The sequence below is a fragment of the Streptomyces sp. BV286 genome, assembly GCF_019090165.1.
Lineage (GTDB): Bacteria > Actinomycetota > Actinomycetes > Streptomycetales > Streptomycetaceae > Streptomyces.
Map to the genome: position 1 here is coordinate 1 of NZ_JAHRIB010000038.1, position 12,895 is coordinate 12,895.

Consider the following 12,895-nt stretch of genomic DNA (forward strand, 5'->3'; position numbering starts at 1 on the left):
TGCAGGGGGGACCCTGTGGGAGAGTAGGACGCCGCCGAACTTATATTGCTGATAGCCCCCGCACTCCGGTGCGGGGGCTATTTTGCGTTCACCACGTGTTTCAGCTCGCTCAATTCTGGGGGTGTTTCTATACCCCCCGGAATTCGGCGGAAGTCAAAGGCGGCCTGCGGCCTTCAATGCCAGATACGCGTCTGCCAAGGCCGGCGGCAGGTTGTCGGGTGTTGCGTCGACGACAGTCACACCGTGCCGGGTGAGTTGCTCGGCGGTGCGATGCCGTTCCGCCTGGGCCTGGGCCGCGGCGGCAGCCTCGTACACCGACTCGGTGGTGCCCCGTGCCGCTGCCATGCGCTCTATGTGAGGGTCGGAGACCGAAGCGACGAGAACTGTGTGGCGCTGGGTGAGGCGGGAGAGTACGGGAAGCAGGCCCTCCTCGATGGGGGCCGCGTCGAGGGTCGTGAGGAGCACGATCAGCGAGCGGCGCGGGGCCGTGCGGAGTGCGGTGGAGGCGAGGCCACGGGCATCGGTCTCGACGAGCTCCGGTTCGAGGTGCGCCATGGCGTTGACCAGGGAAGGAAGGACATCGCCTGCGGCTCGGCCCTGTACCAGGGCGCGTACCCGGCGGTCGTAAGCGAGGAGGTCCACTCGGTCGCCGGCGCGAGAAGCGAGGGCTGCCAGGAGGAGAGCCGCGTCCATCGAGGCGTCGAGTCGGGGGGCGTCTCCGACGCGGCCGGCGGCCGTGCGGCCGGTGTCGAGGATCAGAAGGATGTGCCGGTCGCGCTCGGGGCGCCAGGTGCGTACGGCGACCCTTGCCTGGCGGGCGGTGGCGCGCCAGTCGATGGAGCGTGTGTCGTCGCCGGGGACGTAGTCGCGCAGGCTGTCGAACTCGGTTCCCTCACCGCGTGTCAGGACGCTGGTGCGGCCGTCGAGTTCGCGCAGGCGGGCCAGCTTCGACGGGAGGTGCTTGCGGCTGGTGAACGGGGGCAGGACACGTACCGCCCAGGGGGTCTTGTGGCTGCCCTGGCGGGCGAACAGGCCTAGAGGACCGTACGAGCGGATGGTCACGCGGTCCGCCCGGCGGTCGCCGCGGCGGGTGGGGCGCAGGCGGGTCGTCACGCGGCGTCGTTCGCCCGCGGGGACCGTCAGCCGGTGGCGGGACGCGGCGACCTCCGTGCCGGCCTGCCAGCTGCTCGGGGGCCAGGCGTCACGGACGCGGGCGCGCAGAGGGCGGCCGGACGGGTTGGTGACGGTGAGGGTGACGTCGGCGGCCTCGCCAAGGCGTACGGAGGTGTCGCCCGAGCGGGTCAGGCCCAGGCGGCGTACCGGTGCGGCCAGAGCGAAGTCGCAGGCGCAGGCGAGTGCCAGGGGACCGTTGACGGCGAGGATGCCCGTCCAACTGGGCTCCAGGATGCCTACGGGGAGGGTGCCGAGGGCCGCCAGGAGCGCGGCGCGTCCGGTGAGAGGCATCAGCGGGGGACGGGGACGTGGGAGAGGATCGCGGCGATGACCGAGTCGGCCGTCACGCCCTCCATCTCGGCCTCCGGGCGAAGCTGGACGCGGTGGCGCAGGGTCGGGAGAGCCAGGGCCTTCACGTCGTCGGGGATGACGTAGTCGCGGCCGGTCAGCCAGGCCCAGGCGCGGGCCGTGGCCAGGAGGGCCGTCGCGCCTCGGGGGGAGACACCGAGGGTGAGGGACGGCGATTCACGGGTCGTGCGGCAGATGTCCACTACGTAGCCGGTGATTTCGGGGGAGACCGCTGTTTTGGCGACGGCCGCGCGGGCCGCTTCGAGCTCTGCCGGACCGGCTACGGGGCGTACGCCGGCGGCGCGCAGGTCGCGTGGATTGAAGCCCTCGGCGTGACGGGTGAGGACGTTGATCTCGTCCTGGCGGGATGGGAGGGGGATGGTCAGCTTGAGGAGGAAACGGTCCAGCTGCGCTTCCGGGAGGGGGTACGTGCCCTCGTACTCGACCGGGTTCTGGGTCGCGGCGACCAGGAACGGCTCGGGGAGCGGGCGGGGGGTGCCGTCGACCGTGACCTGGCGCTCCTCCATCGCTTCGAGGAGCGAGGACTGGGTCTTGGGCGGGGTGCGGTTGATCTCGTCGGCGAGGAGGAGATTGGTGAAGACCGGGCCGGGCTGGAAGGAGAACTCCGAGGTGCGGGCGTCGTAGACGAGGGAGCCCGTGATGTCGCTCGGCATCAGGTCGGGAGTGAACTGGACGCGCTTGGTGTCGAGTTCCAGCGCGGATGCGAGGGCCCGCACGAGCAACGTTTTCGCTACTCCAGGGACTCCTTCTAGTAGAACGTGTCCGCGGCACAGGAGGGCGACGACGAGACCGGTCACGGCGGGGTCCTGGCCGACCACGGCTTTGGCGATCTCGGCGCGCAGGGCTTCCAGGGAGGAGCGGGCAGCGCCCGGATCCCCGGCGTACCCGGCGTTGTCAGTGGTCGGGGCCATCATGGACGGCGTACCTCACTTTCGAGGGCGTCGAGTTGGTCGGCGAGATGGATGAGGGCCGCGTCGTCGCGGGGCGGCGGCCCGAAGAGGAGGACGTGCAAGGACTGTCCCTCCCGGCGGAGCTGGGCGGACAGAGCGGGGAGGAGTGCTTCGGGCGCGTGCGCCTGGGCGGGGGACACACCGACGAGGGGGGCCAGGCGGGTGCGGGTGGTGGAGCGCAGGGCCGAGGCGGCCCGGTCGCGGGCGTTCGACTTGCGGTAGAGGCGGGCCCGGCCTTCGACGGTTTCGGAGGCGCGGATCGCGACGGGGAGCCTTTCGGGGACGAGCGGGCCGAGGCGGCGGGCGCGCCAGAGGGCTGCCAGGACTGCTGCGACGAAGAGCTGCAGCGTGCCCCAGAGCCAGCCGGAGGGGATCAGGTCGGTGAAGCTGCGGTCACCGGCGTCGGTGGCGGAGTCGTCGGAGAGCGAGGGGAGGTACCAGACCACATGGGGGCGGGAGCCGAGCAGTTGGAGGGCGAGGGAGGCGTTGCCGTGCTCGTCGAGACGGTCGTTGCGGAGGATGTCGGGGGCGCCGAGCACGACGGTGTCGCCGCCCCTCTCGGCCGCGGGGATGCGCAGCAGGGTGGGCAGGCCGTCGCTGGGGTAGCAGGCGTCGGCGTCGGACACGTCCGCCGTGTAGCGGATGCCGCCCGTGTCGGCGGTGCCCGCTCGTCGGGCGGCGGGCAGGCTGCAGCCGGGCGGGAGCGTGGAGTCGAAACTCGGCGCGAGGTCGGCGTCGACTCCGGGGGCGAGGGTGCCGACGGACGGGGCGCCGGGAGCGACGAGGACCGTGCGGCTGCCGGAGTTCACGAACGCCGAGTGGAGACGGTCCTGCTGACGGGCGGTCAGCAGGTCGGGGCGGGCGACCAGGAGCGTCGTGTCGGGGCCGGTCGCGGTGCTTGCCTCGCCCAGGGTGGTGACCACCCGCGTGGACACGCCCCGATCGGCGAGCAGTTCGGCGACGGCGCGGCTGCCGGAGGGATCAGCGGAGCGGGGGTCGAGGCTGCCGTGCCGGGCGTCGGAGCGTACGAGGGCGATGGCGACGGCGGCCGCCAGGAGGATCACCAGTGCGAGCAGGATGCCGCGCGAGCGGGTCCACACCTGGCGGGTGGTGGGAGAGGCCGAGGTGGACGGCAAGGTGGCCTCGGGTGCCTCGGTGGTCACCTGGAGGCCCCCTGGTGGGCGCTGTGGTCCGTGCTGTGGCTGCTGCTCGCGAGGACCGGTTTGGTGCGCTCCAGGTCGCTGTCGAGTTGCGCGAGGCGGTGGTACGTCTCCGGGGCGGCCGTTCGTCCGCCGTACGTCACGTCGTCGAAGTCCCGTGCCGCGGCGCGCAGTCGGTCCGTGTGGGCGGGGAGTGCGCGGCCCGCCTCCGCTGCGGCCTCGTCGGCGGTGCGTCCGGGACGGGGGTCGAGGAGCGCTCGTTCCTCCAGGGCGCGGACGACGGCGCGCATGCGCTCCTGGACGGCCTGGTTCCAGTGGCCCTGGGCCGCGTGTGCCTCGGCGGCCGCGCGGTGCTCGGCCGCGCTGCGCGGCCGGTCGTCGAAGAGGGGGACCGCTGACGTGGGGCCGCGGCGGGGGGAGCCGAGGCGCCACCAGAGGGCGCCGACGATTGCCACAACCGCCAGGGCGATGACCAGCAGGCCGAGCCCGCCTCCCGGGGTCGCTGTGGAGGCGGCGCCGAACAGTTTGTCGACCCACTCCCAGAAGGCGTTCAGGGCGCGTTGGAGCAGGCTGGGGTCGTCCTCGTGGTACATCCGCTTGGACAGCTCGCGCCGGGCGGCCTCCCGCGCGGGGTCGCGCGGGACGGTCACCGGTGGTTCGCCGTCGGCGTGTGGCAGCGCCAGTACCGCTGTGAGAACTCCCCCCGCCAGGCTCACTCCGTCAGCTCCCCGGAGTGGAGCCGTGCGCGCCGGAGCCGTAGTCCTGGACGCCGGCCGCGCGGGCCAGGTCGAGGTCGAGGGCTTCGCGGCGGATGCGCTGGTCGATGTAGAGGAGCACGGTGACACCGGCGGTGATCGGGAAGGTGAGCATGGCTCCGATCACCGAGCCGACGCCGCTGACGATGAGGAACGTCCAGCCGAGGTCGCCGGTGCCGCTGTTGAGGAAGCCGCCGACGCCGTCGCCGCTGAGAGCGGAGGCGATGAGGGCGAACGGGATCACGATGATCGACGCGACGATGTTCGCGATGATCGTGGCGAGGAGCTGGATGCCGAAGACCCGCCACCAGGAGCCGCGGACCAGCTTCGCGGACCGGCTCAGCGACTTCAGGACGCTCTGCTTCTCCAGCATCAGGGCCGGCGAGGCCAGGGAGAAGCGGATCATCAGCCAGAGCGCGACGAGGGACGCTGCCAGGCCGCCGAACACGGCGAGTGCCACGGCGCCGTCACCTCCGCCGGCGAGGCCGACGAGGACGCCGGGCAGGGTGCCGACGGCTGCGGTCGCGACAGCGATGAGCGGGAGCAGGAAGGTCAGGCCGATGAGCTTGGGCAGCTGGGGCCGGGCGTCCTGCCAGGCCTCGGCGGTGGTCACCGACTTGCCGAGGACGGCGCGGCTGGTCACGGTCGTGAGCAGGGCCGTCGCGACGATGGTGCCGAGCAGGGTGATCAGGAGGACGACACCGGAGTTGAGGAGGGTGTCGCCCAGGGCCCGGGTCAGCTCCCCGGCGGTGGCACTGGGGTCGTTGAGGGTGTCCGCGCTGGCGCTGTCGTCCAGGACGAAGCCCTGGAGCAGGATCACGGCGATCTGCGTGAACACGGCGACCGTCAGCGAGATGCCGAGAACCGTGCGCCAGTGCGTGCGCATGGTCGACACCGCGCCGTCGAGGATCTCGCCGACGCCGAGCGGGCGGAGCGGGATCACGCCGGGCTTGGCCGCGGGCGGTGGGCCTCCCCAGCTGGGGTGGCCGCCGGGGCCCTGGCCGTAGCCGTACCCGCCCGGGCCGCCGTAACCCCCGTATCCGCCAGGGCCTCCGTATCCGCCGGGGCCGGCGGGCGGCTGTCCGCCCCAGCCGGGGCCCGGCGGAGGCGGAGCCTGGGGCGGGGCGCCCTGCGGGCCGCTGGGCGCGGGCCACTGGGTCGGCGGAGGCTGCTCCTTGGACCACTTCGAGCCGGGGCCGGACGGGGCGGGGCCGGGCTCGCCCGTGGGCTGGGGAGGAGTGGGCCGATCCGAGGGCTCGGCAGGGCCCGGGGTCGCCGGTTCCTGTCCGTTCTGCCCTTCGGAGGGGGCAGATCCGGGCGATGCCCAGCCCGGAGTGTTGTTCATCGTCGCTCCTTCACGGTGCCCGTCCGCGGTCGCGGCGGCAGGTTGGCTGCCATCGTGCCACGGTGTGCCCGGGAAGTGACCGGCCGCCGTATGGGCTGCACACCTTCAATTGTCCGGCCCGTACGGGGCAGACTGGGCGGATGGCTGATCAGTACGCGCAATCCCGCGAGGACAACCGGCCCGTCGAGATACCCGCGATTCGGTGGGACGAGCCGCCGGAGGGCCCCGTGCTGGTCCTCCTCGACCAGACGCGGCTGCCCGCCGAAGAGGTCGAGCTGGTGTGTACGGACGCGCCCGCGCTGGTGGAGGCGATCCGCACGCTCGCCGTGCGCGGGGCACCGCTGCTCGGCATCGCGGGGGCGTACGGGGTCGCGCTCGCCGCCGCGCGGGGGTTCGACGTGGACGAGGCCGCGGCCTCCCTCGCGAGCGCCCGGCCCACCGCGGTGAACCTCTCGCACGGGGTTCGCCGGGCTCAGGCGGCACACCTGGCCGTCCTGCGGGGCGGCGGCGACCAGAAGCGGGCCGCCGAGGCCGCGCTGGCCGCCGCGCGGGCACTCCACCGGGAGGACGCCGAGGCCAGCGCACGTATGGCCGAGCAGGGGCTGGCGCTGCTGGACGAGCTGCTGCCCGGGGGCAACCACCGGATTCTCACGCACTGCAACACCGGGGCGCTGGTGTCCGGCGGGGAGGGCACGGCGTTCGCGGTGGTGCTCGCGGCGCACCGCGCGGGGCGGCTGCGCAGGCTCTGGGTGGACGAGACGCGTCCGTTGCTGCAGGGTGCTCGCCTGACCTCGTATGAGGCGGCGCGCGCCGGAATGGCGTACACCTTGCTCACGGACAACGCTGCCGGGTCACTGTTCTCGGCGGGAGAGGTGGACGCGGTGCTCATCGGAGCGGACCGGATCGCCGCCGACGGTTCGGTGGCGAACAAGGTGGGGAGCTATCCGCTCGCGGTGCTGGCCAGGTACCACCATGTGCCGTTCATCGTGGTGGCGCCGGTGACGACGGTGGATCCGGACACTCCGAACGGAGCATCGATCGAGGTCGAGCAGCGTGCCGGTCATGAAGTGACGGAGATCACAGCACCGCAGGTGCCGGTGGCGGGAGTCGAAGCGGGAGGCGGAATACCGGTGGCACCCCTGGGGACCCAGGCGTACAACCCGGCGTTCGACGTGACGCCGCCCGAGTTGGTGACGGCGATCGTCACCGAGGAGGGCGTCGTGTCGCCCGTGACGGCCGAGGCGCTTGCGGAGCTGTGTGACAGGTCACGCCAGGTAACGATTTAGTTAATGGGATGATGTCGTTTATGAAGGGACGAGTCCTTGTCGTCGATGACGACACCGCACTGGCCGAGATGCTCGGCATTGTGTTGCGTGGTGAAGGTTTTGAGCCGTCTTTCGTAGCCGACGGCGACAAGGCGCTGGCCGCTTTCCGTGAGAGCAAGCCCGACCTGGTGCTCCTGGACCTGATGCTTCCCGGCCGGGACGGTATCGAGGTGTGCCGCCTGATCAGGGCGGAGTCCGGGGTACCGATCGTGATGCTCACCGCGAAGAGCGACACCGTCGATGTCGTGGTGGGCCTCGAGTCGGGCGCCGACGACTACATCGTGAAGCCGTTCAAGCCAAAGGAACTGGTGGCCCGGATCCGGGCCAGGCTCCGCAGGTCGGAGGAACCGGCGCCCGAGCAGCTCGCGATCGGCGATCTGGTCATCGACGTGGCCGGTCACTCTGTGAAGCGGGACGGGGCGTCCATCGCGCTGACTCCGCTGGAGTTCGACCTGCTGGTGGCGCTGGCCCGTAAGCCGTGGCAGGTGTTCACGCGTGAGGTGCTCCTGGAGCAGGTGTGGGGCTACCGGCACGCGGCGGACACCCGTCTGGTGAACGTCCATGTGCAGCGGCTGCGCTCCAAGGTCGAGAAGGACCCGGAGCGGCCGGAGATCGTGGTGACCGTCCGTGGCGTCGGTTACAAGGCCGGACCGAGCTGACATGTCCCGGGACAGTGCCGCTTCGGCGCCCGGTGAGCCGGGAGTCCGGCCGGGGCGGCCTGTCGGCCGGAAGATGACGGGCTCCCTCTGGGGGCGGTTCGTCGAAGGCGGGCTGCTCCAGGGCGGTGTCCAGGGCAGCCCGGTCCTTCGGCTGTTCATGCGCTGGGTGCGCCGTCCGCTGCTGCCTGTCATGCGGCTGTGGCGGCGCAACATCCAGCTCAAGGTCGTCGTCACGACCCTGCTCATGTCGCTGGGCGTCGTTCTGCTGCTGGGTTTCGTCGTGATCGGACAGGTGCGCAACGGCCTGCTGGACGCCAAGGTGAAGGCCTCGCAGAGCCAGGCCACGGGCGGGTTCACGGTCGCCAAACAGGAGGCCGACAGCGCGGCGGGCGCGGGCGGGGACAGCCGCTCCGGCGCGGACGACAACCCCGTCCAGAACGTCAGCGTCTGGATGAGCACCCTCGTCGAGTCGCTCTCCAGCGGTGGCCAGGGCGCGTTCAGTGTCGTGACCCTCAGCACCACCTCCGCGGACAACAGCAGCAGGGGCCTCGGACCACGTGCCTCGGGCTATGTCGACCCGAGCCTCAGCGTGCCCCAGGACCTGCGGGTACGGGTCGACGCCGGCACGGGCGCGGCCCAGAGCTACACGCGCATCGTCTACACCAACGGTCAGAAGTCGCAGCCGGCGCTGATCATCGGCACCCAGGTCAACGACCCCAAGAACGACCCGTTCCAGCTGTACTACCTCTTCCCGCTCACGCAGGAGGAGAAGTCGCTCAGCCTCGTCAAGGGCACGCTCGCGACGGCGGGGCTCTTCGTCGTGGTCCTCCTCGGGGCGATCGCCTGGCTCGTGGTGCGCCAGGTCGTCACGCCCGTGCGGATGGCGGCGGGGATCGCCGAGCGGCTGTCCGCCGGACGCCTCCAGGAACGTATGAAGGTCACCGGCGAGGACGACATCGCGCGTCTCGGTGAGGCCTTCAACAAGATGGCGCAGAACCTGCAGCTGAAGATCCAGCAGCTGGAGGACCTGTCACGGATGCAGCGGCGGTTCGTGTCCGACGTGTCGCACGAGCTGCGTACGCCCCTGACGACCGTGCGGATGGCCGCGGACGTCATCCATGACGCGCGCGTGGACTTCGACCCGGTGACCGCCCGGTCGGCGGAGCTGCTGGCCGACCAGCTGGACCGTTTCGAGACGCTGCTCGCCGACCTGCTGGAGATCAGCCGGTTCGACGCGGGCGCGGCGGCGCTGGAGGCCGAGCCGATAGACCTGCGGGAAGTCGTACGGAGGGTCGTCAGCGGGGCCGAGCCGCTCGCCGAGCGCAAGGGCACTCACATACGGGTCGTCGGGGACGTGCAGCCGGTGATCGCCGAGGCGGACGCCCGGCGGGTGGAGCGGGTCCTGCGCAACCTCGTGGTCAACGCCGTGGAGCACGGCGAGGGCAACGACGTGGTGGTCAAGCTCGCGGCGGCGGGGGGTGCGGTCGCGGTCGCGGTGCGCGACTACGGAGTGGGCCTCAAGCCCGGCGAGGCGACCCGGGTGTTCAGCCGCTTCTGGCGGGCCGACCCGGCACGCGCGCGTACCACCGGCGGTACGGGCCTCGGCCTGTCGATCGCTCTGGAGGACGCGCGGCTGCACGGCGGCTGGCTGCAGGCGTGGGGCGAACCGGGCGGCGGCTCGCAGTTCCGGCTGACGCTGCCGCGGACGGCCGACGAGCCGCTGCGGGGCTCGCCGATACCCCTGGAGCCCAAGGACTCACGGCGCAACCGCGGGCTGAACGACGCGGGCCTGCCCCTCGACGGCTCGCAGAAGCTGGCGACGGTACCGGCGCAGCCCGTCAGTGAGCGGGCGGTGCCGCCGATGCCGGCCCGTGCTCCCGGAGTGGCGGGCGCGGTGGATCCGGCGGCGCTGCCCGGCAACGGCGCGCGGGTGGTGCCGAGGCCGTCCACCGACGCTCGGGGCCCGGCCTCGGCGCCAGAAGAGGCCCCGTCCGAGGACGGCCGGGGAACCGGCGAGCGGCCGGACCAGTTGAAGCATGGGGAGGGTTCTCGTGGGCGCTGACCGCGATGGGAGCGGCCGTGGGCGTCCGGCGCGCGTGGCGGTGTACGCCGCCTGCGGCACGGTACTGCTGGCAGGGTGCGCGTCGATGCCGGACGGAGGGGACCTGCGTGATGTCGAGGCCTCCCAGCGGCCGGACGCGCAGGTCCGGGTCTTCGCGATACCGCCGCGGGAGAACGCGCAGCCCGACGAGATCGTCCAGGGCTTCCTCGAAGCGCTGACCAGTGACGACCCGCAGTTCGAGACGGCCCGCAAGTACCTGACCGAGAAGGCGTCGCAGGAGTGGCACCCGAATGAGTCGACGACGGTGCTCGCGGACGGGCCGAACCCCGTGGCGGACCGTGCCAACAGCAGGGAGGCGACCGGCGACTACACCTACTCGCTGATCGGTCGCAAGGTCGCCACGGTGGACTCGCAGTTCGCCTACGAGCCCGCCGAAGGGGCGTACGACAAGCTCGTGCACCTCACGGAACAGAAGGAGGCGGACGGCACCAAGCAGTGGCGCATAGCCTCGCTGCCGTCGGGCGTGGTGATGGGGATGTCCGACTTCCGGCGCAACTACGAGTCCGTCAGTAAGTACTACTTCGCTTCGAACACGGCCGGCGGGACCGACGGGCAGCTCGCGGCGGTCGCCGACCCCGTCTACGTACGGGAGCAGGTGGACCCGGTGACCCAGATGGTCCGCTCGGTCCTGAAGGGCCCGACGAGCTGGCTCAAGCCGGTGGTCAGGTCGAGTTTCCCCACCGGTACGGCGCTGAAGAAGGGCGTCAAGTCGCTGACGCCCGACGACCAGAACCGGCTGACGGTGCCGCTGAACGCCAAGGCCGACCGGGTGGGGCAGGCCAAGTGCACGGAGATGGCCGCCCAGATCCTGTTCACGCTCCAGGACCTGACGCCCACGGGCGTCGACGAGGTGGAGCTCCAGCGTTCGGACGGCACACAGTCGTGCGTGACCGACGCGGCCCGGGCCGAGACCTACGTCACGCGCGGTCCGGCGAAGAGCGCCTCGTACGAGTACTTCATCGACGGCGAGAAGCGGCTGGTACGGATACCGGGAGCCAGCAGCGAGCAGGAACCCGAGCCGGTCCCGGGCGCGCTCGGTGACGGCGACAAGGCGTTGCGCGCCGCCGCGGTCTCGCGGGACGAGGACACCGCGGCCGGGGTGTCGCTCGACGGGCGCTCGATGTACGTCGGGTCGCTCGCGTCGGGCGGTTCGCTGGGGGACCCCGTGCTGCGCAGCAAGGCCACGTCGGAGGACGACGGGCTGACGACACCCAGTTGGGACACGAGTGGCGACCTGTGGGTGGCCGACCGTGACCCGAAGAACCCCCGGCTGCTCCTGCTGTCGGAGGGGGCGGGCGACCCACTGGTCGTCTCGACGCCCGGCCTCGACGGGCGGATCGAGGCGGTGCGGGTGGCCGCGGACGGTGTGCGGATCGCGCTGATCGTGCGGAACGACAAGCGGACGACCCTGCTCATGGGACGGATCGAGCGGACGCGGGAGAACGGGAAGAGCGCCGTTGGCGTCCACGAACTGCGGACCGTGGCACCGCAGTTGGAGGAGACCACGGCCATGTCCTGGGCCGGTGACAGCCGCCTGGTCGTGGTCGGGCGCGAGGCCCGCGGTGTGCAGCAGATCCAGTACGTCCAGGTCGACGGGTCCACTCCGGTCGGCCAGGCACCCTCCGCGCTCACCGGCGTGAAGGAGATCGCCGCCTCCGAGAACGAACGGCTGCCGCTGGTGGCGCACTCGGAGGACGGGATCGTGCGGCTCTCGACCGGTTCCCAGTGGCAGACGGTCGTCAAGACGGGGACGGCGCCGGTCTATCCGGGGTGAACCCCGCTCCGCGGGTGCACTCCGCGCTCCGCCCGGCCCGGTGGTGCTTGGCCGGCCGCGGCTGCGGCCCGGTCGGCATGTTGGGACGTTCGTCGCTCGTGTGGGGGACAACGCACCAGCTTCTGCGGGGAGTTGTCCACAGGTAGTTGTCCACAGGGCTGGCAGGGGTGCCCGGGCCTTGGCACAGTGGTGGGCATGCGGGGGTGGTGGCAGGACCTCACGGACCTGGTGCTGCCGGCCGAGTGCGGAGGCTGTGGAAGGCCTCGCACGGTGCTCTGCCCAAAGTGCCGTGCCGCCCTGACGGGGGACGTACCGAGCCGGGTGCGACCGGATCCGGAGCCGCCGGGGCTGCCGGTGGTGCACGCGGCGGCTCCGTACGAGGACGAGGTGCGCGCGGCGCTCCTCGCCCACAAGGAACGGGGGGCGTTGACGCTCGCGGGGCCGCTGGGAGCGGCGCTGGCGGGGGCTGTGCGGGCAGGGCTCGGATCCGGTGGACGGACGGGGCCGGGTGGCTCGGGGGCGGCGTTGCTGCTCGTGCCGGTGCCGTCGGCGAGGTGGGCGGTGCGTGCGCGGGGACACGATCCCGCGCGGCGGATCGCGCTCGCCGCGGCGGCTGAGCTGCGGCGTGGCGGGACGCCGACGCGGGTGCTCGCCGTACTGCGGCAGCGGCGGGCCGTGGCCGACCAGTCGGGGCTCAACTCGCGGCAGCGGCTGGACAATCTCGCCGGCGCCCTGGAGGTCGCCCCGGGTGGCACGCGGCTGCTGGCGGACGGAGGGCGGATCGTGCTCGTCGACGACTTGATGACGACGGGGGCGTCCTTGGCGGAGGGAGCGCGGGCCCTGAGAGCCGCTCTGCCCGAAGGCGATGGTTTCTACGGCCGGGTAACACCCGGAACGACGGGAGAAGAAGCGGCACGGACGGCGCTGGCAGGTGTAGGCCGAGCAGAAGTGGTCAGGGAAAAGAGTGACGTGAACAGTGCGGAAGGCGGGATCGGCGCGGCGGTGGTCGCTGCTTCTCCAGCTTCTTTCGAAATAAACCGGAACTGACAGGGAACTTGCGTCGTTGCAGGTAGTGAGAGGTTCCATTCACCTGAATGGAGGTACGCAGCAGTAGAGGGTGACGACATCCGTCCAGGCGAGATATGTTCGGTTGTGAGGGAATGGCGGACGCCGACCCTTGCTAATCGGAATGCCGCGCCGTGGGTTTTCCGCAATCACCCGTGGCAGTGGGGTGGAGATCTTGCCCGCGGGGGAGGAGGAGGT

Annotated in this window: 10 protein-coding genes; 5 read left to right on the forward strand and 5 right to left on the reverse strand. The window is 71.7% G+C overall.

What is annotated here, in order from left to right; all coding sequences use genetic code 11:
- Nucleotides 1-153 precede the first annotated feature (153 nt).
- Genes KUF83_RS05365 through KUF83_RS05385 form a run of 5 tightly spaced genes read right to left on the reverse strand, consistent with a single transcriptional unit; the run spans nt 154 to nt 5,752 of the window.
- Nucleotides 154-1,464, reverse strand: coding sequence for a DUF58 domain-containing protein (locus KUF83_RS05365; protein ID WP_217453385.1), 1,311 nt, complete (start codon nt 1,462-1,464; stop codon nt 154-156).
- Complete coding sequence (locus KUF83_RS05370; RefSeq protein WP_217453386.1) at nt 1,464-2,453, reverse strand: MoxR family ATPase; 990 nt, start codon at nt 2,451-2,453, stop codon at nt 1,464-1,466. Before KUF83_RS05370 ends, KUF83_RS05365 begins: the two co-directional genes overlap by 1 nt.
- Entirely contained in the window at nt 2,453-3,655 is a 1,203-nt protein-coding gene (locus KUF83_RS05375) for a DUF4350 domain-containing protein (protein WP_217453387.1), read from the reverse strand. The genes KUF83_RS05370 and KUF83_RS05375 overlap by 1 nt, the downstream gene beginning before the upstream one ends.
- Complete coding sequence (locus KUF83_RS05380) at nt 3,652-4,368, reverse strand: DUF4129 domain-containing protein (RefSeq protein ID WP_217453388.1); 717 nt, start codon at nt 4,366-4,368, stop codon at nt 3,652-3,654. The genes KUF83_RS05375 and KUF83_RS05380 overlap by 4 nt, the downstream gene beginning before the upstream one ends.
- Nucleotides 4,369-4,372: 4 nt before the next feature.
- Complete coding sequence (locus KUF83_RS05385; RefSeq protein WP_217453389.1) at nt 4,373-5,752, reverse strand: glycerophosphoryl diester phosphodiesterase membrane domain-containing protein; 1,380 nt, start codon at nt 5,750-5,752, stop codon at nt 4,373-4,375.
- Nucleotides 5,753-5,892: 140 nt separating this feature from the next.
- Between KUF83_RS05385 and mtnA the strand changes: the two genes are divergently transcribed.
- The 5 genes from mtnA to KUF83_RS05410 all read left to right on the forward strand — a co-directional run bounded on the left by mtnA (nt 5,893) and on the right by KUF83_RS05410 (nt 12,679).
- Entirely contained in the window at nt 5,893-7,038 is a 1,146-nt protein-coding gene (mtnA, locus tag KUF83_RS05390; protein WP_217453390.1) for an S-methyl-5-thioribose-1-phosphate isomerase, read from the forward strand.
- Between the two features lie 8 nt (nt 7,039-7,046).
- Nucleotides 7,047-7,736, forward strand: coding sequence for a two-component system response regulator MtrA (gene mtrA / locus KUF83_RS05395; RefSeq protein ID WP_188114266.1), 690 nt, complete (start codon nt 7,047-7,049; stop codon nt 7,734-7,736).
- 1 nt (nt 7,737) lies between these two features.
- On the forward strand, nt 7,738-9,798 hold the full coding sequence (mtrB, locus tag KUF83_RS05400) for an MtrAB system histidine kinase MtrB (protein WP_217453391.1): 2,061 nt from the start codon (nt 7,738-7,740) through the stop codon (nt 9,796-9,798).
- Nucleotides 9,788-11,632, forward strand: coding sequence for an LpqB family beta-propeller domain-containing protein (locus tag KUF83_RS05405; RefSeq protein WP_217453392.1), 1,845 nt, complete (start codon nt 9,788-9,790; stop codon nt 11,630-11,632). Before mtrB ends, KUF83_RS05405 begins: the two co-directional genes overlap by 11 nt.
- Before the next feature lie 195 nt (nt 11,633-11,827).
- Nucleotides 11,828-12,679 (forward strand): ComF family protein, encoded by an 852-nt coding sequence (locus KUF83_RS05410; protein ID WP_217453393.1) that lies wholly within the window; start codon nt 11,828-11,830, stop codon nt 12,677-12,679.
- Nucleotides 12,680-12,895 lie beyond the last annotated feature (216 nt).

What these genes read in the sequence shown, in the direction of transcription:
- mtnA (WP_217453390.1), top strand. Translation starts at nt 5,893, where the DNA reads ATGGCTGATCAGTACGCGCAATCCCGCGAGGACAACCGGCCCGTCGAG.
- KUF83_RS05365 (WP_217453385.1), bottom strand. Translation starts at nt 1,464, where the DNA reads ATGCCTCTCACCGGACGCGCCGCGCTCCTGGCGGCCCTCGGCACCCTC.
- KUF83_RS05370 (WP_217453386.1), bottom strand. Translation starts at nt 2,453, where the DNA reads ATGGCCCCGACCACTGACAACGCCGGGTACGCCGGGGATCCGGGCGCT.
- mtrB (WP_217453391.1), top strand. Translation starts at nt 7,738, where the DNA reads ATGTCCCGGGACAGTGCCGCTTCGGCGCCCGGTGAGCCGGGAGTCCGG.
- KUF83_RS05385 (WP_217453389.1), bottom strand. Translation starts at nt 5,752, where the DNA reads ATGAACAACACTCCGGGCTGGGCATCGCCCGGATCTGCCCCCTCCGAA.
- KUF83_RS05410 (WP_217453393.1), top strand. Translation starts at nt 11,828, where the DNA reads ATGCGGGGGTGGTGGCAGGACCTCACGGACCTGGTGCTGCCGGCCGAG.
- mtrA (WP_188114266.1), top strand. Translation starts at nt 7,047, where the DNA reads ATGATGTCGTTTATGAAGGGACGAGTCCTTGTCGTCGATGACGACACC.